General features: G+C 59.4%; 26 protein-coding genes and 1 pseudogene. 13 read left to right on the top strand and 14 right to left on the bottom strand.

All coding sequences use genetic code 11. The features are described from left to right. Nucleotides 1-19: 19 nt before the first annotated feature. Nucleotides 20-145, top strand: a pseudogene (locus tag K290_RS36090) (peptide-methionine (R)-S-oxide reductase); the annotation flags it as partial. Between the two features lie 6 nt (nt 146-151). Here the strand turns inward: K290_RS36090 and K290_RS0104635 are convergent. Continuing rightward, nucleotides 152-658, bottom strand: coding sequence for a GNAT family N-acetyltransferase (locus K290_RS0104635; protein ID WP_028750797.1), 507 nt, complete (start codon nt 656-658; stop codon nt 152-154). Nucleotides 659-863: 205 nt separating this feature from the next. Between K290_RS0104635 and K290_RS0104630 the strand changes: the two genes are divergently transcribed. Then, entirely contained in the window at nt 864-1,379 is a 516-nt protein-coding gene (locus tag K290_RS0104630; RefSeq protein WP_028750796.1) for a hypothetical protein, read from the top strand. Here K290_RS0104630 and trhA read toward each other — a convergent pair. Further along, nucleotides 1,354-2,022 carry a PAQR family membrane homeostasis protein TrhA gene (gene trhA, locus K290_RS0104625; protein WP_028750795.1) on the bottom strand — a complete coding sequence of 223 codons (669 nt, stop codon included), beginning with the start codon at nt 2,020-2,022 and terminating at the stop codon, nt 1,354-1,356. The genes K290_RS0104630 and trhA overlap by 26 nt on opposite strands. A gap of 324 nt (nt 2,023-2,346) precedes the next feature. Here trhA and K290_RS0104620 point away from each other — a divergent pair, with 324 nt between their 5' ends. Next, the gene (locus K290_RS0104620; RefSeq protein ID WP_028750794.1) at nt 2,347-3,213 is read left to right on the top strand and encodes a VOC family protein; all 867 of its coding nucleotides are present in this window, start codon (nt 2,347-2,349) and stop codon (nt 3,211-3,213) included. A 102-nt stretch (nt 3,214-3,315) separates the two neighbouring features. Next, on the top strand, nt 3,316-4,485 hold the full coding sequence (locus K290_RS0104615) for an AI-2E family transporter (protein WP_028750793.1): 1,170 nt from the start codon (nt 3,316-3,318) through the stop codon (nt 4,483-4,485). Nucleotides 4,486-4,518: 33 nt separating this feature from the next. Here the strand turns inward: K290_RS0104615 and K290_RS0104610 are convergent, their stop codons facing one another. Next, on the bottom strand, nt 4,519-5,313 hold the full coding sequence (locus tag K290_RS0104610; protein ID WP_028750792.1) for a polysaccharide deacetylase family protein: 795 nt from the start codon (nt 5,311-5,313) through the stop codon (nt 4,519-4,521). Nucleotides 5,314-5,587: 274 nt separating this feature from the next. Between K290_RS0104610 and K290_RS0104605 the strand changes: the two genes are divergently transcribed. Beyond that, on the top strand, nt 5,588-6,499 hold the full coding sequence (locus K290_RS0104605) for a DnaJ C-terminal domain-containing protein (protein ID WP_028750791.1): 912 nt from the start codon (nt 5,588-5,590) through the stop codon (nt 6,497-6,499). Nucleotides 6,500-6,502: 3 nt separating this feature from the next. Next, nucleotides 6,503-6,835: a chaperone modulator CbpM gene (locus K290_RS0104600; RefSeq protein ID WP_028750790.1), complete on the top strand. Its 333-nt coding sequence runs from the start codon at nt 6,503-6,505 to the stop codon at nt 6,833-6,835. Nucleotides 6,836-6,840: 5 nt separating this feature from the next. Here K290_RS0104600 and K290_RS0104595 read toward each other — a convergent pair whose 3' ends face one another. Next, nucleotides 6,841-7,230 carry a DUF930 domain-containing protein gene (locus tag K290_RS0104595; RefSeq protein ID WP_028750789.1) on the bottom strand — a complete coding sequence of 130 codons (390 nt, stop codon included), beginning with the start codon at nt 7,228-7,230 and terminating at the stop codon, nt 6,841-6,843. Nucleotides 7,231-7,513: 283 nt separating this feature from the next. On the opposite strand from K290_RS0104595, the gene K290_RS0104590 reads away from it, so the two are divergent. Together K290_RS0104590 and K290_RS0104585 are read left to right on the top strand one after the other, a co-directional pair. Further along, on the top strand, nt 7,514-9,607 hold the full coding sequence (locus tag K290_RS0104590) for a S9 family peptidase (protein WP_028750788.1): 2,094 nt from the start codon (nt 7,514-7,516) through the stop codon (nt 9,605-9,607). Between the two features lie 23 nt (nt 9,608-9,630). Next, a complete protein-coding gene (locus K290_RS0104585) occupies nt 9,631-10,152 on the top strand; it encodes a DUF1697 domain-containing protein (protein WP_028750787.1) in 522 nt (173 codons plus the stop codon). Here K290_RS0104585 and K290_RS0104580 read toward each other — a convergent pair. Both K290_RS0104580 and K290_RS0104575 read right to left on the bottom strand, forming a co-directional pair. Then, a complete protein-coding gene (locus K290_RS0104580) occupies nt 10,149-10,460 on the bottom strand; it encodes a type II toxin-antitoxin system RelE/ParE family toxin (protein ID WP_028750786.1) in 312 nt (103 codons plus the stop codon). The two genes, K290_RS0104585 and K290_RS0104580, sit on opposite strands and share 4 nt — an antisense overlap. Before the next feature lie 3 nt (nt 10,461-10,463). After that, a complete protein-coding gene (locus K290_RS0104575) occupies nt 10,464-10,724 on the bottom strand; it encodes a ribbon-helix-helix domain-containing protein (protein ID WP_028750785.1) in 261 nt (86 codons plus the stop codon). 95 nt (nt 10,725-10,819) lie between these two features. On the opposite strand from K290_RS0104575, the gene K290_RS0104570 reads away from it, so the two are divergent. Then, nucleotides 10,820-12,328 carry a protein adenylyltransferase SelO gene (locus K290_RS0104570; RefSeq protein WP_028750784.1) on the top strand — a complete coding sequence of 503 codons (1,509 nt, stop codon included), beginning with the start codon at nt 10,820-10,822 and terminating at the stop codon, nt 12,326-12,328. Nucleotides 12,329-12,401: 73 nt separating this feature from the next. Next, the gene (locus tag K290_RS0104565; protein WP_028750783.1) at nt 12,402-12,929 is read left to right on the top strand and encodes a hypothetical protein; all 528 of its coding nucleotides are present in this window, start codon (nt 12,402-12,404) and stop codon (nt 12,927-12,929) included. An 89-nt stretch (nt 12,930-13,018) separates the two neighbouring features. On the opposite strand, the gene bla is transcribed toward K290_RS0104565, so the two are convergent. From bla to dmeR, 3 genes are all read right to left on the bottom strand, one after another. Continuing rightward, on the bottom strand, nt 13,019-14,044 hold the full coding sequence (bla, locus tag K290_RS0104560) for a class A beta-lactamase (protein ID WP_028750782.1): 1,026 nt from the start codon (nt 14,042-14,044) through the stop codon (nt 13,019-13,021). 85 nt (nt 14,045-14,129) lie between these two features. Continuing rightward, nucleotides 14,130-15,098, bottom strand: a complete 969-nt coding sequence (gene dmeF / locus K290_RS0104555; protein WP_028750781.1) for a CDF family Co(II)/Ni(II) efflux transporter DmeF — start codon at nt 15,096-15,098, stop codon at nt 14,130-14,132. A gap of 37 nt (nt 15,099-15,135) precedes the next feature. After that, nucleotides 15,136-15,408 carry a Ni(II)/Co(II)-sensing transcriptional repressor DmeR gene (gene dmeR / locus K290_RS0104550; RefSeq protein WP_028750780.1) on the bottom strand — a complete coding sequence of 91 codons (273 nt, stop codon included), beginning with the start codon at nt 15,406-15,408 and terminating at the stop codon, nt 15,136-15,138. A 326-nt stretch (nt 15,409-15,734) separates the two neighbouring features. Here dmeR and K290_RS0104545 point away from each other — a divergent pair, with 326 nt between their 5' ends. Next, nucleotides 15,735-16,223 carry a GNAT family N-acetyltransferase gene (locus K290_RS0104545; protein ID WP_028750779.1) on the top strand — a complete coding sequence of 163 codons (489 nt, stop codon included), beginning with the start codon at nt 15,735-15,737 and terminating at the stop codon, nt 16,221-16,223. A gap of 37 nt (nt 16,224-16,260) precedes the next feature. Here K290_RS0104545 and K290_RS0104540 read toward each other — a convergent pair whose 3' ends face one another. Then, nucleotides 16,261-16,878 carry a C39 family peptidase gene (locus tag K290_RS0104540; RefSeq protein ID WP_028750778.1) on the bottom strand — a complete coding sequence of 206 codons (618 nt, stop codon included), beginning with the start codon at nt 16,876-16,878 and terminating at the stop codon, nt 16,261-16,263. A gap of 114 nt (nt 16,879-16,992) precedes the next feature. Here K290_RS0104540 and K290_RS0104535 point away from each other — a divergent pair, with 114 nt between their 5' ends. Next, entirely contained in the window at nt 16,993-17,772 is a 780-nt protein-coding gene (locus tag K290_RS0104535) for a class I SAM-dependent methyltransferase (protein WP_028750777.1), read from the top strand. Nucleotides 17,773-17,787: 15 nt separating this feature from the next. On the opposite strand, the gene K290_RS0104530 is transcribed toward K290_RS0104535, so the two are convergent. The 4 genes from K290_RS0104530 to K290_RS0104515 form a co-directional block, all read right to left on the bottom strand. After that, complete coding sequence (locus K290_RS0104530) at nt 17,788-18,702, bottom strand: cytochrome c (protein WP_028750776.1); 915 nt, start codon at nt 18,700-18,702, stop codon at nt 17,788-17,790. Between the two features lie 108 nt (nt 18,703-18,810). Further along, a complete protein-coding gene (locus K290_RS0104525; RefSeq protein WP_028750775.1) occupies nt 18,811-19,254 on the bottom strand; it encodes a c-type cytochrome in 444 nt (147 codons plus the stop codon). A gap of 11 nt (nt 19,255-19,265) precedes the next feature. Continuing rightward, nucleotides 19,266-19,418: a hypothetical protein gene (locus K290_RS37170; protein ID WP_154668553.1), complete on the bottom strand. Its 153-nt coding sequence runs from the start codon at nt 19,416-19,418 to the stop codon at nt 19,266-19,268. Continuing rightward, nucleotides 19,415-20,050, bottom strand: a complete 636-nt coding sequence (locus K290_RS0104515; RefSeq protein WP_028750774.1) for a LysE family translocator — start codon at nt 20,048-20,050, stop codon at nt 19,415-19,417. The genes K290_RS37170 and K290_RS0104515 overlap by 4 nt, the downstream gene beginning before the upstream one ends. Nucleotides 20,051-20,178: 128 nt before the next feature. Here K290_RS0104515 and K290_RS0104510 point away from each other — a divergent pair, with 128 nt between their 5' ends. Further along, nucleotides 20,179-20,880 carry a helix-turn-helix transcriptional regulator gene (locus K290_RS0104510; RefSeq protein WP_028750773.1) on the top strand — a complete coding sequence of 234 codons (702 nt, stop codon included), beginning with the start codon at nt 20,179-20,181 and terminating at the stop codon, nt 20,878-20,880. The last annotated feature ends 21 nt before the right edge of the window (nt 20,881-20,901 follow it).

The following is a 20,901-nucleotide window of genomic DNA, read 5'->3' as shown; positions in this document are numbered from 1 at the left end:
ATCGTTTTTTGGCTTCTGGGTCCGCTGCAGCGCCTGCGAAGCCCATCTCGGCCATGTCTTCCCCGACGGGCCGGCGCCGACCGGGTTGCGCTATTGCATCAACGGCCGTGCCATGGTGTTTGAAGCCGGGCAAATAGGCGGGTAGACCGGCTCAGACCGTTATGCGCAGCTCCATGCAGGTCAGATCCAGCCAGCGGCCGAACTTGGTGCCGACTTCCGAAAATTGGCCGACGATGCGGAAACCGAGCTTTTCATGCAGGCGGATGGAGGTGGTGTTGCCGGTCTCGATGGCGGCGATCATAACGTGGATATTGCCGTTGCCGGCACGGACGATAAGTTCGCGCAGCAAGCCTTCGCCGATGCCAAGGCCGCGGTGGTCCTTGCTGACATAGACGGAATTTTCGACCGTGTGGCGGTAGCCGTCGAAGGCGCGCCAATCGCCGTAGGAGGCATAACCCGCAACCTCGCCGTCCTTTTCCGCGACGATGATCGGGAAGCCTCTCGCCTTTCGCGCCTTGAGCCATTCAATCCGGTTGGCGACGTCGACCAGCGTGTCGTTCCAGATCGCGGTCGTGTGCAAAACGGCGTCGTTGTAGATCTCGCAAATTGCGGGCAGATCGGCTTCGGTCGCATCACGAAGCAGCACGGCTTGGTCCATAGTCCCATTGTCCAATTATGTCGGATAAAGATCGCGGCATACTCCGCGATATTGATGAAGTAAATCCGTCATTCCTGCATGGCTCGAAATGAAACCGTAACGAATTGAAGCTATTTTCTAATCATTCTTAGAATCACTATGGAATTTCTGCTGAAAAATGGGCTATTCGTAGCTTGTTTGCAGATCCCGCCTCCCGGAAACCGCAATGCTCGCGCGCCTGACTGCCCTTCTGCTCTTTTCTGCCATGCCCGCAATGGCCACCGACTGGTGGTCCTACGACAATGCGCGGTTCGGCTATACGATCGAACTGCCGCCGGAGTTCCGCCTTTCGGCCCGTTCGGACAATGGCGACGGACTGAGCTTGACGCCGACCGATCAGTCGGCGCGGCTGCTAGTTTTCGGCACAAACATCCTCGATGGCGACTTCTCTGCGGAAGCGAATACCCGTATCGCACTTGCCAAGAACGATGGCTGGCAGATCTCCTACACGAAATCGAACTCGCGCGGCATCAGCTTTTCGGGCACCAGGCAGGGCCGCATCGTCTATGTGCGCGGCGTCGCCCTCTGCAATGGCGCTGCGGCCTTCTTCCAAATAGATTATCCCAAGACGGACATGCAGCGCTTCGACGCTGTCGTGATGCGCCTGGTACGCAGCCTGCATTCGACGACGAAGTGCGCGACAACGACCCAGATCGTCAAGAGTTTTCCGGTGACAGGCTGAAGCAGGTCAGCACCGCCGAATAATGCACGGCGGCCGCGGCAAGCACGAAGCCATGCCAGATGGCGTTCTGAAAGCGCAGCTTCTCCCAGACGTGGAAAATCACGCCCAGCGAATAGATGACGCCGCCGATGACGATCAGCAGCATCGACGCGAATGGTATGTGCAAGGAAACGGACCTCGCCACCAGCACGCCGCTCCATCCCATCGCGAGATAGAGCAGGATAGCCAGCCGGTCATATCGCCCCGGGAAAACGCATTTCAGCAAAATGCCGAATCCGGCGAAAATCCAGATGGCAATCAGCATGGCAAACAGCAGCGGATCCTCGGCGCCGCGCTCCAGAAACGGCGTATAGGTAGCGGCGATGAATAGGAAAATGGCCGAGTGATCAAAACGCCGTAGGAACCACTTGGTCTGCGACACCGGCCACAGATTGTAGGCGAAGGACATCGCCAGCGTCAGAACGAGGCCAACGCCATAGATCCAGGCTGCGGCGATCTCGCCATAGGAGCTCCACACCGTCGCATAGAAGATCAACACGGTCGCGCCGATCAAAGCCAAGACTACGCCCGTCCCGTTGACGATGCTGTCAACGATCACCTCATATCGGTCATAGGCCCAACGGATCCCTTTGAGTTCGGGCATGCACGCCTGTTCCAAATTGGTCGCACCCACCCCAATCGTCGCACCTCACGAAGATGGAGGCAACCGGGGTGGAATGGGCATATAAGTAAATCTTCGTAAATGGCGAGAGGGCGATTTCACTCTGTCAACAAGCAACGAACACTCAATCCGCAATTTCTGGTCTTCTGTGAACAATCCAAATCCGCCATATGTAGGTCAAGTACAGCGGGCCAGAGGATTCCAAGAGGCACATCAACCGGCGAAGCTCTCAGGCCTTGCTATTGGCGGCGTTTTCGTCGCCACGCCGGTTGCTCTCCTACAAAACATTGAAGTTGGAACACTCACATGACCGAAACCGCACCCTCCTATGCGCTGACGCGCCCCGCTTATGTCGGCCAGTCGCATCTCATCGTCACCGATCTGACGCTGGTGTCGGGCTTTTACCAGAACATGCTGGGCCTGAAGGTCATTGAAAAGACAGCCAGCGGCGAGGTGCTGGGCGTTGCCGGTCAGCCGCTTCTGACGCTGACGACCGACCGCGCGGCCAAACGCGCGCCGCAAACCGCCGCGGGCCTCTTCCATACCGCCTTTCTGATGCCTAATCGCGTCGAGCTTGCCCGCTGGCTGCGGCACGCAGCGCATAATGGCGTCGCCCTTGAAGGCGCATCCGACCATATCGTCAGCGAGGCGATCTATCTTTCCGACCCCGAGGGCAATGGCATCGAAATCTACGCAGACCGGCCGCACGAACAGTGGAAATTCCACAGCGACGGGACGGTCGAAATGGCGACACTGCGGCTCGACTTGCAGAAGCTTTACGAAAGCGCACCGCAGGATCGCTGGGACGGTATGGCCGAGGGTTCGGCGATCGGCCATATCCATTTGCAGGTCGGCGACGTCGCGGAGGCGAATGCCTTTTACCGCGATGTGTTGGGAATGAACGTCATGGCGGCGCGCTATCCCGGCGCGACTTTCCTCGCAACCGGCGGCTATCACCATCATCTCGGCGCGAACACCTGGAACAGCCGCGGTGCCGGCATCCGGTCCAAAGATATGACCGGCCTTTCCGACTACACGCTGCGATTCAACGATCAGGATGCGCTGGACAAGGCAGTCGCCGCACTCGATATGCATGAGATCAAGACGGAAAAACGCGACGGCGGGATCTCGCTGCGTGACCCCTGGGGCATCGGGCTGAATTTGATCGCCTGACCCGCCTATCGATAGGCTGACGAAAAGGCCCGCTCCGGAACCAGGACGGGCCTTTCGCGTTTGTTTATCAAGGCAATGGGTTCGGGTGCGACGGGTTCGGGGATGGATATCGCCAACGGCATACGCAAACAGGCGCGCAGACTGGCAGTGGCAGGCGAAGGCCGTTCCAGTGCATGGGTGGATGCGTTGCGGGCTGATACCGAACGTTTGGATGCCTCGTCCACAAGACGTGTCGAAAAGGACGGATTGGATATCGCATCGGCCTGGGCGGTCATCGGCATCTTTCTGGTGTTGGCGTTCGCTGGCGTCTACATGATGTCGATCATCCTTATTCCTGTGACGCTGGCCGTCGTCGTCGGCATGATCCTGGGTCTGGCTGCAGAAAGGCTGAGCAAGCTCGGCGTGCCACGCATTCTCAACGCCGTTCTGTTGTCGTCAGCGGTAGCGCTGGTCATCTTCCTGATTATCAACTCACTCGCAGGCCCGTTGGCGACGCTTGCCCAGGAGGGGCCTGACGTTTTCCAACGCACCGTCGATCGGCTGATGCCTTATCTCGAACGGATCAAATGGTTGCACATTACGCCGCAAACCTTCGAAAGCGGGCCAATATCGATGAATGTGCTGCTCGAAAACAGCGCCAACGTCCTGCATATCCTCGCCAACAGCCTCACGCCTGCCATCGTCCAGGGCCTGCTCTTTTTTGCGGCGCTGCTGCTGTTCCTCGCAGGCCGCATCAGCCTGCGCAAGACGATCATCATGACCTTCACCACCCGGACATCACGGCTGACGGCAATCCGCATCATCAATGGGGTGGAGCAGGTGCTCGGTTTCTACTTTGCGACGGCCGCGCTGATTTATGCGGGCCTCGGCGTCATCATGACGGTTATCGCCTATGTCGGCGGCATGAGCGCGCCGATTCTCTGGGGCATCTTTGCTTTCCTCTCCAGCTTCGTTCCGTTCGTCGGCATTACGACGATAACGACCGCGCTGGCGATCGCCGGCATCATTACCCATGACGATATCATCTTCGGTCTTGCCCCCGCTGTCGCCTTCTTCTCCGTTCATCTCACCGTGGAAAATCTGGTTTTTCCATCGGTCATGGGCCGGCAATGGGAACTCAATCCCTTCATCGTCTTCCTTGCCATCATTTTCTGGACCTGGATGTGGGGCGCTGTCGGCGCGATGCTTGCCCTGCCGCTGTCGCTGATCGTGATGACGGTGGTCAACGAGTTGTTCCTGGACGAAAAGGTGCAGCCGCAACTGCCGGAGTGAGGCGTCAGCGATCCGCGCCTTCGGCCAACCGCCTCAGTAGGTCGTGTCGTCGTCCCCCTGCTCGGGGATATCCTGCAGGCGAACGAACTGCACGCCCTTGGCCTTCAGCGCCAGGATACTCGCGGCGACACCCTCGCCGGCGGCATGGGTCGGCTGGTTGATGTGCGAGATGATGACGTCGCCATCCCTGGCGGAGGCATATTGTTTTTCCACCATCTTGGCCGGCAGCAACGAGCCGCTGTCGCCGTTGATGGAATAGCCAGCGATGCGATAGCCCATGCCACGAATCTGAGCGATGGCCGAAAGGCTATATTTCGCCGTCGCGCCCCGGAACCAATGCGGCTGAGGAATGCCGGCGGCGACCATGGCATCGGCGCCGCCTTTGACCTCCTGTGCGACCGCCTGCGGCGAGCCCGCAGCCGGAATGCCATAGACCATAGTTGGAACATCGACCGCGGGAATATGATTCTGGCCGTGATCTTCAAGTTCGAAAATGTCGGGATGCGCGAGGAAGACGGCAAGCGTTTCGGGGTTGCTGCGCAGCCAGCGAGCGGTAACGAAGATCGTCGCAGGGATATGGTGATCGACCAAGGTGCTGAGAATGCGCGGATCGGTCTTGCCCATACAGGCATCGAAGGTCAGAGCGATGCGCGGCGCGCCTTTGCCGCCGCGGTTGACGTGCAGATGAGGCTCAAGCAGCTTGACATTCGAAGCCGCTGCCTTCGGCGGAAGCTGTGGCCAGACAACAGGCTTTGCCGGAGGCTCGGCGGCAAAACCAGCCGGAACGGCGGCGAGCAGGAATACGGATGTCAGCAGTAAGCGGTTCATCGGGCAGCCATCGGTCGGATCGAATGAAATGAAGTCTGTCGGAAAAGGTGCATGATCGCCATGGACCTCCTTGCCGCTGCAACCGCCATCGTCCGGCAAGGCGACGGAAATATGGCGGCTTGCTCATAACACCGCATGATCCCCATCACAAATGCGCCAATGGTCATGCTTCTGCAGTCGCCGCCACCAGGCTCCATCATTTATGGTAGGATTGATACCACGTCCGCCGGTCACTATCTGCGTATTTTTCCTATGCTCCCAAAGGGAAACATCCATGAGCCGCAATCCCTACGATATTCTGGGCGTAAAGCGGGACGCCCCGCAAAAAGACATTCAAAGCGCCTATCGCAAGCTTGCGAAAAAGCTGCATCCCGATCTGAACCCCGGCGACAAACAGGCCGAGGATAAATTCAAGGAAGTCTCCGCGGCCTACGGCATCCTCGGTGACGAGGAGAAGCGCGCGCGCTTCGACCGCGGCGAGATCGACAATACCGGCGCGGAGCAGCCGCCACGCAGCTACTATCGCGACTACGCGACGAATGAGGGCCAGCGCGGCCCCTACCGCAACACTGGTGGTTTTGCCGATTTCGGTGATACCGACGATATACTTTCCAGCTTCTTCTCACGTCGCAGCCGAGGCCAATCCGGAATGCAAGGTCAGGATCGCCACTATTCCATGGAGGTCGACTTTCTCGACGCCATCAACGGTGTAAAAAAGCAGATCAGCCTGCCGGACGGACCGGCGCTCGACGTGCAGATACCGCCGGGGACCCGCGACGGGCAGACGCTGCGGCTGCGCGGCAAGGGCGATCCCGGTTTCGGCGGCGGCGCACCTGGCGATGCGCTCATTGAGGTGCATGTGCGCCCGCACCGCTTCTTCGTTCGTGATGGCAACGATATCAGACTTGAGTTGCCGATTTCGCTTGCGGAGGCGGTGCTTGGCGGCAAAATCCGTGTGCCCACACCTTCCGGTCCGGTCACCGTTACCCTTCAACCGAACTCCAATACGGGCAAGGTTTTGCGGCTGAAGGGCAAAGGTGTGCCGGTGCATGGCAAGGAAAACGGCGATGCCTATGTTTCGTTGAAGATCGTCTTGCCGGACGGACCGGACGCAGAGCTTACGACCTTCGTTTCCGAATGGCAGGCCGGCAAGACATATGATCCCAGAAAGACTATGGGAGGCTGAGCTATGAACGAGAGCGAATTTCGTTTGCGCCTCGAGATCGACAACACGGTGCTGGAGGTCTGGATTGAACAGGGCTGGCTTGTTCCCGAGACGACCGGGGAAGGCCGGCATTTCCGCGAAGCCGACCTGGCGCGCGGGCAGTTGATCCTCGACCTGATCAACGCGATGGGCGTCAACGAGCCCGGCGTCGATCTGGTCATGGATCTGGTGGATCAGCTTCATGGGCTCAGAGGGACGCTGCGTGACCTGACGGACGCCGTCTGTCACCAAGGTCCCGATGTGCAAGAGCATGTTCTCTCCGAACTCTACCGACTGGAGCGCCAAAGACGGCGCTGACGGCATCAATCGTACAGATAGTACTTTGGCCAGCTATCGCGCGGCACCTTCTCGCCGATTTCGTAGCTCATATCCCGCACATCGATATGCTGAGGGCCGGTCGTGCACTTATAGGAGAGATGATACCAGTCTCCCTTGCTGCGAAAGACTGCACCGGGAGCATTCATCGAATCCGGAGACATATCAGGGTCGCTGAACGTATAGGCGATGACCTTGTCGGGCTTGAAGCCGGCCTTGTCGGTGCTGATCCGTTTCATTGCCTCAGCATCGCAGGTCTGCTCCATCCGCTCGGAGGGATCGAGCTTCTCTAATTCCTTCTTCATGGTCGCGTCCACGGCAAAAGCGGACGTCGCGACGGCTGCCAACGGGATGAGAATGGCGATAAATTTCAGCATGAAGACCGATCCCTTGCTTAACTGCGGGCTGGGAAGCGTCTGTTCGACCAGAAAAGCGATAAGGCCGCCTTATTATCGACGCAACAAAGCGGATTTCGTTAAAGATTGTGGTCACATCAAGGCAAGCCTGAGCGCGCTCTTCTGCCTCCATCAGTTAGATTTAAGCCTACTATCATCCGCTTGCTTGAGGCTTGAGTGGACACTTGCCGCTTGAACCCCACGCCAGCGCCCTCTATCTCTTCCTCACCTCATATCCGACTTTGATCCCGGAGAAAGCCTGCTCGTGTCTGCATTCAAGAACCTCCCCACCCCGCCTGCCGCTGCCAAAAAACCGGTAACGGACACTCGCCACGGCATTAGCCGTAGCGACGATTATGCCTGGCTGCGCGCCGACAATTGGCAGGCGATGTTCAAGGACACATCTATCCTCGATCCGGAAATCCGCGCACATCTGGAAGCCGAGAACGCCTATATGAATGCGGCCATGGCGGATACGAAAGAGCTGCAGAAAGCGCTCTTTGCCGAAATGAAAGGCCGTATCAAGGAGGATGACAGCTCCGTGCCGGTCAAGGACGGGCCTTTTGCCTACGGCACGCTCTATGTCACCGGCGGCGAGCAGCCGCACTACTTCCGCGAGGCGCGCAATGGCGGCGAGCGCAAGCTCCTTCTCAACGGCGACAAGGAAAACGAGGGGAAGTCCTATTTCCGCCTCTCCGGCATCGATCATTCCACGGATCATAGCCATGGCATCTGGGGCTATGACGACAAGGGCTCGGAATATTTCACGCTGAAGGTCCGCAATCTGGAAACCGGCGAAGACCTTGCTGACGTGATCGAGAACACCGGCGGCGGCGGTGTCTGGGCGCCCGATGGCAAGAGCTTTTTCTACACACTGCAGGACGAGAACCATCGCCCTTCGAAGATCTTCCATCACATCGTCGGCACGCCGCAATCCGAAGATCGGCTGGTCTATGAAGAGGAGGATTCCGGCTTCTTCATGGGCGTCGGCGGCTCATTGCTGGACGACTATATTTTCATCGACATTCACGATCACGAGACCAGCGAATACCGCATCATTCCGACCTCGGATCTCATGGCCGAACCGAAGCTGGTGGCCGCGCGCGACACCGGCATCGAGTATGAAATGGCGGAAGGCGGCGATGTCTTCTACATCCTGACCAATGACGGCGATGCCAAGGATTTTAAGATCATGGAAACGCCGGTCGACAAGCCGGCCAAAGAAAACTGGCGCGATGTTGTGGCTCACAAGCCGGGCACGCTGATCCTCAATCACATGGCATATGCCCGTCATCTCATCTGGCTGGAGCGCAAGGACGGCCTGCCGCGGATCATCGTCCGCGACCGGCGCACCGGCGAAGAACATGCCATCGCCTTCGATGAGGAAGCCTATTCGCTTGGCTTGCAGGGTGCGGCCGAATATGACACCGACGTCATTCGCTTCTCCTACTCCTCGATGACGACGCCGAGCCAGCTCTATGACTACAACATGGTGACGCGCGAGCGCACTTTGCTAAAGACGCAGGAGGTTCCGTCGGGCCACAATCCCGACGACTATGTCACCCGCCGAGTCTTCGCCCCCGCCTGGGATGGCGAACAGGTGCCTGTGACCCTGCTCTATCGCAGGGATACGCCGCTCGACGGCTCTGCGCCTTGCCTGCTCTACGGATATGGCGCCTACGGCATCACCATTCCCGCCGGCTTCAACACCAATTGCCTGTCGCTCGCCGACCGCGGCTTCGTCTATGCCATCGCCCATATACGCGGCGGCAAGGACAAGGGCTTTGCCTGGTATGAAGACGGCAAGATGGACAAGAAGACCAATACCTTCAAAGACTTCATCGCCGCGGCCGATTATCTGAATCAGGAGAAGTTCACCTCTTACGCGAAGATCATTGCCGAGGGCGGCTCGGCCGGCGGCATGCTGATGGGCGCCATCGCCAACATGGCGCCTGAGAAATTCGCCGGCATTATCGCCGCCGTACCCTTCGTCGATGTGCTCAACACCATGCTGGACGACACGCTGCCGCTGACGCCGCCTGAATGGCCGGAATGGGGCAACCCGATCGACAGCAAGGAAGAGTATGAGCAGATCGCCGCCTATAGCCCCTATGACAATGTCGGCGAAAAGCCTTACCCGCCAATTCTGGCGCTCGGTGGTCTGACCGATCCGCGCGTTACCTATTGGGAACCGGCAAAGTGGGTTGCCAAGCTGCGTGACAAAACCACCGGCGATGCGCCGATCCTTCTGAAGACCAACATGGATGCCGGCCATGGCGGCGCTTCGGGCCGCTTCCAGCGCCTGGAAGAAATCGCCTTCGAATATGGCTTCGCCATCAAGGTTGCCGGGAAGATCTAGCAAAACCGCGGGAGGAGGAGCCGATGCCGGTCTATGTCGCCCTGCTGCGTGCCGTCAATGTCGGCGGCACCGGCGCACTGCCGATGGCGGAGCTGAAAGCGCTCTGCGAGGAGATCGGCTTTGCCGATGTGAAGACCTATATCCAAAGCGGCAATGTGCTCTTCCGCTCGGACAGCAACGAGGCGACCGTGCAAAAGGATCTGGAAGCGGCGCTGGCGCGGAAAATGGGCAAATCGCCGGGCGTGGTCCTGCGCAGCCGCCAAGAGCTGGAGGCGATCGCGGATAGTTCGCCCTTTCCGCACGCCAAACCGAACTACCTGCTCGTCAACTTCCTTCCAGAACCCGCACCTGGCGATGCCCTGGATAAGCTGGTGGCGCCTAGCGGAGAAGAGGTGCATGTCGCGGGCAAAGAAATCTACGTCCACTATCCCGATGGCTCCGGCCGCTCGAAATTGAAGCTGCCGGCGCTGAAGGCGGCCACGTCGCGCAATCTCAACACGGTCAGGAAATTGGCTGAGATGGCGCGGGAGATGGAGGAAGGCTAAGGGCGGGTCAGGAGCGTTTCGTAGTCTCGGCTGCCCGAAAAGATATTGGTGATCCAGACCGTACTGCCTTCGATTATGTAGAGAATAACGATGCTCTTCTCGAAGACGGCTAAGCGAATACCGGGTCCCAAATCGTCTCGGGCAACCCCACCGAACGGCGCATCGCCGATTTTTTCGCAGCGTCTGTAGATGCGATCGACATATCCCTCGCTCGTTTTGATATTTTGGCTTCGCTCGAACACATAAGCGGCGATGTCGAGGAGGTTTTCAACGGCTTCCGGACGGTATTCGACCGCAAATCGCTCCATAGTTTAGCGACGCTTGTCAAAAAAAGCATCAAGACGCTGCTTGACTTCGCCTCCGCTCAAATTAGGCCTCGGATCATCCAGAGATGCCTTGACCTTCTGTCGGATCGCTGCGATCCGTTCCTGGTATTCCTCCTCCTCCCGCAGCCACACGCGGACAGCAGCACGCAGCACCTCACTCGTGGAAGCGTAAGCTCCGGCGTCGACACGGCTTTTAATGGCGGCGACCATTTCAGTCGGGAGTGAGATGCTCAGTTTCTCGTTCATGGCGAACTCCTCGGGGTCGGTGGGATAAAGTAGGATAACTTCCTACTATAGGCAAGCGCCTTGCACCACATCCTCCCCAGCCCTACCTTATGGTCATGAGCTCATCTCTTCACGACAATGCGGCGCTCGAAGCGCGGCCGATACCGTTCGACAATAGCTACGCGCGTCTCCCGCCGCAGTTTTTTGTGCAACAGGCGCCGACCCCGGTCGCAGCGCCGCGGCTGGTCAAGTTCAATAGGGCACTGTCCGGCGATCTCGGGCTAGATGCCGATGCGTTGGAACGAGATGGGGCGGCGATCTTCTCGGGGAACACGCTGCTGCCGGGCTCCCAGCCGATCGCGATGGCCTATGCCGGTCACCAGTTCGGCGGCTTCGTGCCGCAGCTTGGGGATGGCCGGGCGATCCTGCTCGGGGAAGTCGTCGACCGCAACGGCAAGCGCCGCGATATCCAGCTCAAAGGCGCGGGACCGACGCGCTTCTCACGGCGCGGCGACGGGCGGGCGGCGCTGGGGCCAGTTCTGCGCGAATATATCGTCAGCGAAGCCATGCATGCGCTGGACATTCCGACGACACGGGCGCTAGCGGCGGTTACCACCGGTGAGCGCGTCTATCGTGAGGACGTGCTGCCCGGCGCGGTCTTCACCCGCGTCGCGGCAAGCCATATTCGCGTCGGCACTTTCCAGTTCTTCGCTGCCCGCAGCGATACGGATAGCCTGCGCATCCTCGCCGACTATGTGATCCACCGGCATTATCCGGAGATTAAGGACCGGAAAAACCGCTATCTCGCGCTTTTGGAGGCAGTTTCCGAACGACAGGCGGCCTTGATTGCGCGCTGGCTGCATGTCGGCTTCATCCATGGCGTGATGAATACCGACAATATGACCATTTCCGGCGAGACGATCGATTACGGCCCCTGCGCCTTCATGGACAATTACAATCCGGCGACCGTCTTTTCTTCGATCGATCAGCAGGGCCGTTACGCCTATGCCAACCAGCCCGGTATCGGCCAATGGAACATCGCCCGGCTCGGTGAAACGCTATTGTCGTTGATCGATCCGTCGGTGGACGCGGCCGTCGATCTGGCAAATGCGGTGCTTAAGGCTTATGGCGAGCGTTTCCAAACGCCTTGGCTTGCTGGGATGCGCGCCAAGATCGGCCTTGCAACCGAGGAAGACGGCGACCTCGATCTGATCCAGGCGCTGCTGGCGCTGATGCAGCAGCAGGAGGCGGACTTCACCTTGACCTTCCGGCGGCTTGCAGCGCTTGCCGAGAGCGAGGACAAGGAAATGGCTTTTGCAGCCAGCTTCAAGGACCCGGAATCGACCGAGACATGGCTAGCACGCTGGCGCGAGCGGCTGAGCCGCGATCCGCAAGCACCGACCGAACGGGCACGGGCGATGCGGAGCGTGAACCCGGCATTCATTCCACGCAACCATCGAATCGAACAGGCGATCGAAGCGGCGGTCAAGGAGGAGGATTTTTCATTGTTCGAGGCGCTGCTGGCGGTGCTTGCAAAGCCTTATCAGGACCAACCGGCCTTCGCGCCCTATGCCGAACCGCCGCAACCGGCGGAACGTGTGCTGCAAACCTTCTGCGGAACATAAGAGAGCCTTAGTACACAAGCCCCGGACACGCTTGCCGAGTCATCGTCGCGCCAACCCATAGGGAGACATGACGATGAAAGTTCATCATAGCACCCAGAGCCTTTTCAGCAGCCCGACAAAGAGCCAGCAGAATACGGATTCTGACGACAGCACGCCGTTCATGCTGCCCGACGACAGCGATCAGCAGCAGACACAGGCGTCCTCGGTCACATCTAGCGGCGTACCCTCCTCCATCTCGTCGGGCTTCTGGCTGAGCCAAACCGGTCAGACTGCGCCATCGACATCAGATGTCGACGCCGATCAGAGCGACGGCACGGCTCCCAGCATCAACGGTTCGGATTCGTCGAGCAACTCTGTCAGTCAGGATATTGTGGACGAGTTCACCAAACTGGCCCACATGACGCCTGCGGAAAAGATTCGCGCTCAATATTTGGAACAGCACAACTTGATGGAGGAGTCCTTCCGCAAGTTGCCAGCCGACCAGCAGAAGGCGATCAACGACGAGATCGCCAAACAAGTCAAACAGCAGCTCGGCATCGACAATCAAGCCGACAAGAGCGATGAAACGGATAGTGCCGCCGCTGCCTTATCCATCGCTTAAGCTTCCTCGAAACGAGATGAAGGCGATACAATTCTGATTCACGTCGAGAATGTATCGCCTCGATTTTATTGTTACATTTCACGATGCTACTATTTTAATCCCACCATGCCCGCAATGATCTTTCCGACTTCGGCGAAGACAGCCTCGACGTCCTTTGCGGGTGCGGTTGCCTCGCCCACATAGGTGGTGACGAGGATTGGGCCGCGGTCGGTCGGCGAGATGACGGCGACGTCGGCGTAGGAGCCGTTTTGACCGGTACCGGTCTTGTCGCCGACCTTCCATTCCTTCGGCAAACCGGCGCGCAGGCGGGCATTGCCCGTGGTGTTGTTGACCAGCCAGTTCGACAATTGATCGCGCGACGTTTCGGACAGCGTATTGCCGAGCGTCAAAAGCCCGATCGTATCCAGCATGGAATCCGGCGTCGTCGTATCGCGCGGGTCGTCCTTGATCGCCTGGTTGACGTCAGGCTCCTTGCGATCGAGCCGGGTCTCGGTGTCGCCGGTCGTCCGCAGCCATGCGGTCAGCGCCGCGGGGCCACCGAAGCTGTCGAGCAGCAGATTGCCGGCGGTGTTGTCGCTCAAGGTGATTGCAGCACCGCAGAGTTGGGCGATCGTCATGCCGTCGGTGCCGGCATGCTTTTCTGTCTCCGGCGAATAGGTGACGACAGCATCCTTGCCATAGGTCACACGGCGGTCGAGCTTTTCGACACCCTGATCGACGCGCGCGAGCACGAAACCGACCGCAAGCGCCTTGTAGGTACTGCACAAGGCAAACCGCTCCGCTTCGCGATAGCCAAGCGAAATATTGGTTTCCGTGTCGAGCACGGAAACACCGAGGCGACCGCCCGTTCTCTTTTCAAGATCCGCCAACTGCTTGTCGGCATCATCCGTGAACTGAGAATTGTCGGGACCCTGATCCTCATCCATGTCCTGACCGTTATCAGGTGCCGCGGAATTATCCTGGGTATCGGATGCGTCGGGCGCGGGAGCTGTCGCGTCGGGGCTCTTGTTGGCGCTGGCATTCTGCGCAAACAGGGCTTTTGGCCCAAATGTCAGAGCGGGGAAAAGCAGCGCCGAGCCTGCCAAGAGGCGGCGGCGGGTAAGCGATATGGGCATATGGAAGCCTCCAGCGGAATCAGCCGGATTCTGAGCTAAGCGAGGAATATGGCAAGCCTCTGACGCAAGCAGTTTCCATCGGAGGTTATGCTGCCTTTTTAACCGTGACTTCAACGGTAACATGCGACAGTTCGTGAATAGCGGCTAGCCGCGCCTTGTAGAAGGCGGGATCGCGCGGCTCCGGTGTTACGACCGCAACGATCGCCGCATGATGGCCGGGGCCGACCTGCCAGACATGCAGGTCGGTGATGCGGTCAGCATCCTTCTCGATGACTTCGCGGATTTCGTCCGGCAGTTCCTCGCCCGGCGGAATAAAGTCGAGCAGGATTGCGCCCGAGGCACGCAGAAGGCTCCAGGACCATTGCAGGATCACCAGGCCGCCGACAATGCCCATCAGGGGATCAAGGAAAGTCCAGCCGAAGCGGCTGCCGAGCAGGAGGGCGACAATGGCCAGAACCGAGGTCATGGCGTCGGCGATGACGTGGACATAGGCCGAGCGCAGATTGTTGTCCTTGCCGCCATGATCATGATCGTGGTGGTGGTCGTGCGCATGGTGATGATCATGTCCATGCGCGTGGGAGTGTCCATGATGGTGGTCGTGATCGTCGCGCAGCAGCCATGCGCTGACGAGATTGACGAGGAGGCCGACCGCGGCAATGGCGATCGCCTCGCGGAAATTGATCGCCACCGGATTCTGCAAGCGCAGCAGGCTTTCCCAAGCCATCAGCAACGCGATCACGGCAAGAATGATCGCGCTGGCGAAGCCGGCGAGATCGCCAAGTTTCCCGGTGCCGAAGGTGAAGCGCGAATTATGGGCATGGCGACGGGCATAGAGATAGGCCAATGCGGAAATCAGCATGGCACTGGCATGCGTCGACATGTGCCAGCCATCGGCGACCAGCGCCATCGAGCCGTAGAGCGTGCCGGCGCCGATTTCGATCACCATCATCACTGTCGTCAGCGCGATGACCAGCCAGATGCGGCGCTCATTGCGGTGATGAGCGGAGCCCAGAAACAAATGGCTATGCGTCAACGCATCCGAAGAAGTACTCATAACATCAGTCTCCCGTTGGATATCTCGATGCCTCTGATCAGCGCAGATAGGTCTTCAGCACATCGGATATTTCGTCGACCGCCTGGCGGCGGGCCTGTTCGCTTTCGGCGTGGAGCACATGCTCCTGCAGATGATCTTCCAGTATCTCGCCGGTCAGTCCTGTCAGGGCGCCGCGGATGGAAGCGAGAAGCTGCAAGATTTCCCCACAGGGCCGCTCAGCCTCCAACGCTCTCTCCACCGCCTCCATCTGCCCCTTGAGGCGACGGATGCGGGAAAGAAGCTTGGCTTGCTCACGGACGGTATGGGACATGTCGGCCTCGATTATAATATAGGGGGGTATATTATAATTGCTGTTAAGAGACAAGCCACGCATCAGCGATGCGCGGCTGCGATAGACATGGCGATCTTGTTGGATCATGGCCTGGATCAGAGAGCATCGACTCTCCCCATTGACAAATCCGCCATTCCAGATCATCTATGCGCCCATGATCACGCACGCGCTCCATAATCGCTCGTATTTTTGGCTGTACCTGTAAGGGGCGGCCGGACAGATCATATTGTCAACAAGCCGCCGTCAGGCGGCTTTGTTGTATCGGCAGCGTCCTGACGGCATATTCGAAAAGGACGCAGGACCTCATGCTGGACGATAGCGAAATCTCACTTCTCCGCCCGCCTGTCATCACCATCCGCCATGCGCATCCGCGCGATTTGCCGGAGTTGAACGACATGATCCGGCTGCTTGCCGCCCATCATGGCGATCCTTCGGCAACGACCCCGGAACAGCTCGAACGCGATCTCTTCGGCCCGGTGCCATGGATCACCGCGCTGGTGGCGGAAGGCGAAAACGGGCTGATCGGCTACGCCATTCTGGTGCCGCTCTATCGGGCACAGGAAGGTCAACGCGGCATGGACCTGCACCATCTCTTCGTGCGCGACGGCCATCGCGGCCATGGCATCGGCCAACATCTCGTCAACCGGGCTCGCGACATCGCCCGCAAGGCCGGCTGCGGCTATCTCTCCGTCAGCGCCGCGACCGGCAATGTCCAGGCACACCGCTTCTACGAGCAAATGGATTTCAAGCCGCGCCCGGTCACTGGCATGCGCTATCTGCAGGCGCTTGCATGAGAACGGCTCGCCGGGATCGCCGTTGACCTTCCTATCGTCAGCGATCGATGGCGATCCCGCGCCCAGCGAAAAACCGGTCGAATGTCTCCAGCGGCATTTCCACGTTTTCTCGGGTTGCAGCCTCGTGACCGGAAGGGTTGTGGAAACGGATCGTGTTTGAGTTAGCCACCGTCACAAGGACAAGATGTCCGCCCTTCGACGGCGGTTCGGTGTCCGACCAGCGGATGGAGTGGTGAACGGACGCGATGAAGAATTCCGATTGCGTCAGAATTTGGCCGATGTCCGCGACGGAAATCCCGGTGACGACCCTGGCGTTCAGCCCGAAGCGATCTTTGACGAAGGGAATGAAGGGCGCATAGATCAGCCCCTTGATCTTACCATCAGGCTCTTCGACATAGCCGCCAAAATCCTTGCACGCCAATGCAAGATCCACGGTCGGCACGATTTTCCCCGTACGCGCGGCAAGAACCATTTTCAGGCAGGCCATGCCACAGAGATTGCCGGCCCAGCGGGCGTAATCCTCGATATTCCCAGCTCCCGAGCCTGCCCAAAGCGGGTCTTTCAGCAATGCCGCCTGCGCCCCTTCCGCCAGCACCGCCAGCGTCATGTCGGGCGTCTCCCATTGGCTGAAATAAGGAATTCCGCGCTCTGCCATTCCGTCCATGATCGCCCGCTCCTGCCCTGCAACCGAAATCGGTTGCGCTGTAAAGTTCAACTGAAATGCGCTAGAAAAAAGGCCTCCCATCTGGATCTCAGCGGAGGATACGTCTTGGAACAGCGGTTCACTTTTGACGACGTCGCAGCCCTTTATGGCGGCGTTCGTCCGACCTATCCCGAAGCACTCTTCGATGACATTGCCGCATTCGCTGGTCTGGACGGCGGGGGTGCGATCCTTGAGATTGGCTGTGGCACCGGACAAGCAACTCAGGGCTTTGCGCGCCGCGCCTTTTCCATCCTTGCGCTTGAACCAGGCAAGGAATTGATCGGTATCGCGCGGGAAAATCTCAAGGGATTTCCCCATATACGCTTCGCGGAAACCACCTTTGAGGCGTGGCCGGGTAAGCCCGAAACGTTCAAGCTTGTGATGGCGGCCCAGTCCTTTCACTGGGTTGCACCAGACGTCCGATTTGCCAAGACTGCCGAGCAGCTCGCGCCGGGCGGCACGCTCGCCGTCTTTGGAAATGTACCCACGCCGCCGGCACCGCCGCTCGCCGCGGAATTCGCCCGGCTCTATTCACGATATGCGCCATCGCTCTCCGGTCCGCCGTTGGAAGCATGGTATTTGCCGGAAGGGGCTTTCGCGAAACTGCTCGGCGAGTCCGAATATTTCGAACCGGCAATGCACCGATCCTATCCCTGGAGCCGCATGCATAGTGCTGAAAGCTATACCGACCTGCTGCGCACGTTATCAAGCTACCGGCTTCTGGCGGACGACCGGAGGGAGGCGCTGCTTGCTGCAATTGCGGAGGTTATCGTCACGCGTGGCGGAATGTTCGAGCTCCGCTATGAAACTCACCGCTATATGGCAAAGCGGCGGCGAGAGAAGTAGCCAGCCGTCTGCTTCTCACCGCGCCGGCACCGCCTTCAAGTAGGCCGCGATCGCCTCGCGGTCCGAGGCCGGCAGGCGGGCGATGTTTTGCTGGACTTCGGTCATGGAGCCGCCGACACTATCGAAATCCGGAGTAAAGCCGGTCTCCAGGTAGTTGGCGATGTCGCCAGCGCTCCAGCCCGCCATTGACTTCGAGCCGGGGGTAATGTCGGGGATACGGCCCTTGCCTTCCGGGTTCGGCGCGCCGGCCAGCCACTGGTCCCTCAGAAAGCCGCCGAGCCCGTCGCGCGGAGTGTGGCACTCGCCGCAATGGCCGGGGCCTTCCACCAAATATTGGCCGCGCTTGATCTTGTCGTCGGCATTGGCGATGACAACGCGTGGCTGATCGTTGAAATAGAGGAACTTCCAGCCGCCGAGCGCCAGCCTGATATCGAAGGGGAACGGCAGCTCATGCGGTGGCGCGACGTTGTCGCTCTTCGGCAATGTCTTCAGGAAACCCCAGAGGTCGTTAATGTCCTTGTCGCTCATGCGGGTGTACGAGCCATAGGGGAACGCCGGATAAAGGTGCTCGCCGTTTTTGCCGACGCCGCGCTTCATCGCATTGCCGAACTCCGCAAGCGTCCAACCGCCAAGGCCGGCCTTTTCATCCGGCGAGATATTCGGAACATGGAACGTGCCGAAGGGACTATTCAGCGCCAGGCCACCCGACAGAACCAGTTTGGCATCGCCCTTGGCACCCGGCGCGGCATGACAGCTCGTGCAGCCGCCGGCCCAGAACACCTGTTCGCCGTTCTTGATATCGGGATCGCCGAGGTTCGCCCAATGGCTCGCCGGCAAGGGCGATGGCGCGGTGACGACATAGAAAGTGCCGAAGCCCAAGATGGCGAGGCCGATAAGACAGAGCAGCCACCGGACAAATCGCGCAACCATGCCTCGCACTCCCCGTATTCAGCGTGCATCGAGAAATACTAAAATCCGCACCGGCGGCAAAGCCGATGCGGATGCTTCAATTGATTTCGGACAATGCCGGCCGACCGCTTAGTCCTTCTTGATGCGGTAGGCCTGATGACAGGCGCCGCAATCGCTGCCCAAAGTCTTCAGCGTAGCGCCAACGCCAGCCTGGTCGGCCGGGAGCTGCGCAAGTGCGACTTCGGCGTTGTTGGAAAGTTTGGCAGCCTTGGCCTTGAAGTCATCGAAGTTATCCCAAATCTTCGGATTGACCTCGGCATCGGTTTTGTCGCTGTTCGGGCCAAAATGCTCAGGGAAAGCCTTGGCATTCTCGGCGATCGTCTGCAGCGCTGCCTTGACGACATCGGCGTCATAGGGCTTGTCGCCCTTGGCGATGGCGCCGAGAGCGCCGGCAGCACCGCCGACCTTCTTCATCACGGCTATACGGGAATCATGCGTGCCATCGGCCGCAATAACGGAACCAAAGGCGACACCGGCAAAAACCGTCGCAGCCACAATCGCTTTCCATTTCATTTATCTCTCTCCTACGTGATCAGGACCGCAAATGCGGCCGGCGCGTTGTCACGGCCCACATATTTGCCGGTTTCCGCGCCGGCAATGAAGTCACAAAGTGGTGAGAGCTGAGCAAAATCAGCGTCATATTTCAGACATGTACCAGATTTTGCATCGAGAATCACGCCGTCCTCCACCCTTCCCAGACGGTAAAGACCGAAACCGCGAACAGCAGCAGACCGGCGGCGCGGCCAGCAAAAGCGGTCGCCCCTGGATTGGCGACCAGCAGATCGCGGCTGCGTCCGGCGGTGACCGCAAGCCCGCCGTAGACGGCAAATTGCGTGGCAACGGTCATCAGGCCCATGATGGTGGCCTGTATCCAGATCGGGCCGTAATCCGGCTTCAGAAACTGCGGATAGACCGCGAACACGAAGAGGTAGGCCTTGGGATTCATCATGCAGGTCACCGCTCCCTGGCGAAAGGCCCGCCAGGTGGAGCGACTGCCGGCCGGTCCACCGTGGCCGACGGTGATCGAACTGCGCATCAGCGTGATGCCGATGAAGGCCATGTAGGCGGCGCCGGCAACGAGCAGCGGATTGAAGAGGATCGGCACGAAGTGCATCAGCAGACCGACGCCAAGCGCGCCGTTCAGCGAATGCACCACGCCGCCGAGCATGATGCCGCCGGTGGCGGCCAATCCCCTATTGCGGCCGCCGGTCAGTGCATTGGCGAGCACAAAGAGCATATCCATGCCCGGCACGATGATGATGCCGAAGAGGAGGAGAAAAAAGATCCAGAGATTTTCGCTATAGTCCATGTCAGTTGCCTATCATTCTCTGCGAATGCCTCGCAGAGGAATCTGTTGATTTTCAATCCAATAGGCAGTTTTATAGATCAGCCCAACTGACAGGGTATTGTCAGGAGCCTTCAAATCGAGAGGGTGAAATGCGCAAGGCGTCGCGCCTGTTCGAGATCATCCAGATCCTGCGGCTGGCGAAAAAGCCGGTGACGGCGGCTGTCATTGCCGAGCGGCTGGAGGTGACGGTGCGCTCCGTCTATCGCGACATCGTGGCGCTGCAGGCGATGCGCGTGCCGATCGAAGGAGGGCGCGGCATCGGTTATATCCTGCGCCCCGGTTTCGATCTGCCGCCGCTGATGTTTTCGATCGAGGAGATGGAGGCAATCGTACTGTCGCTGGCGCTCTTGGAACGCACGGGGGACCACGAGCTGAAGCTCGCGGCCAAGCGCGTCAGTGCCAAGATCGCCGGCGCCGTGCCGCCGCCGCTTCGCCAGACACTCGATGCCAATGCATTGCACGCCTGGGGTTTTGCCGCACCTTCGGCCGCCGCCATCGACCTCGCTCTAGTGCGCCGGGCCATCCGCGACGAAGAGAAACTGGATCTCTCCTACCGCGACGAACTGGGCCGCGCCACCGAGCGCATCATCCGCCCCATTGCCCTCATCTATTATTCCGAGACCGCCAATATCGTCGCCTGGTGCGAGCTGCGCCAGGCCATCCGTAATTTTCGCAGCGACCGGATCGAAGGCTGCGAGGCGACGGGATTGTGGTTCAAGGGCAAAGGCGATGGATTGAGGCAGATCTGGGTGAATGGATGGCAAGTCAACGCTCAGGCCGACGCCCACTGATAATGAAACAGTGCGCTTGCC

Origin of the sequence: Rhizobium leucaenae USDA 9039 (genome assembly GCF_000426285.1) — a bacterium.
GTDB lineage: Bacteria > Pseudomonadota > Alphaproteobacteria > Rhizobiales > Rhizobiaceae > Rhizobium > Rhizobium leucaenae.
Note: the sequence above shows the minus strand (reverse complement) of the source record. Positions and strands in the feature narration are given on the sequence as shown.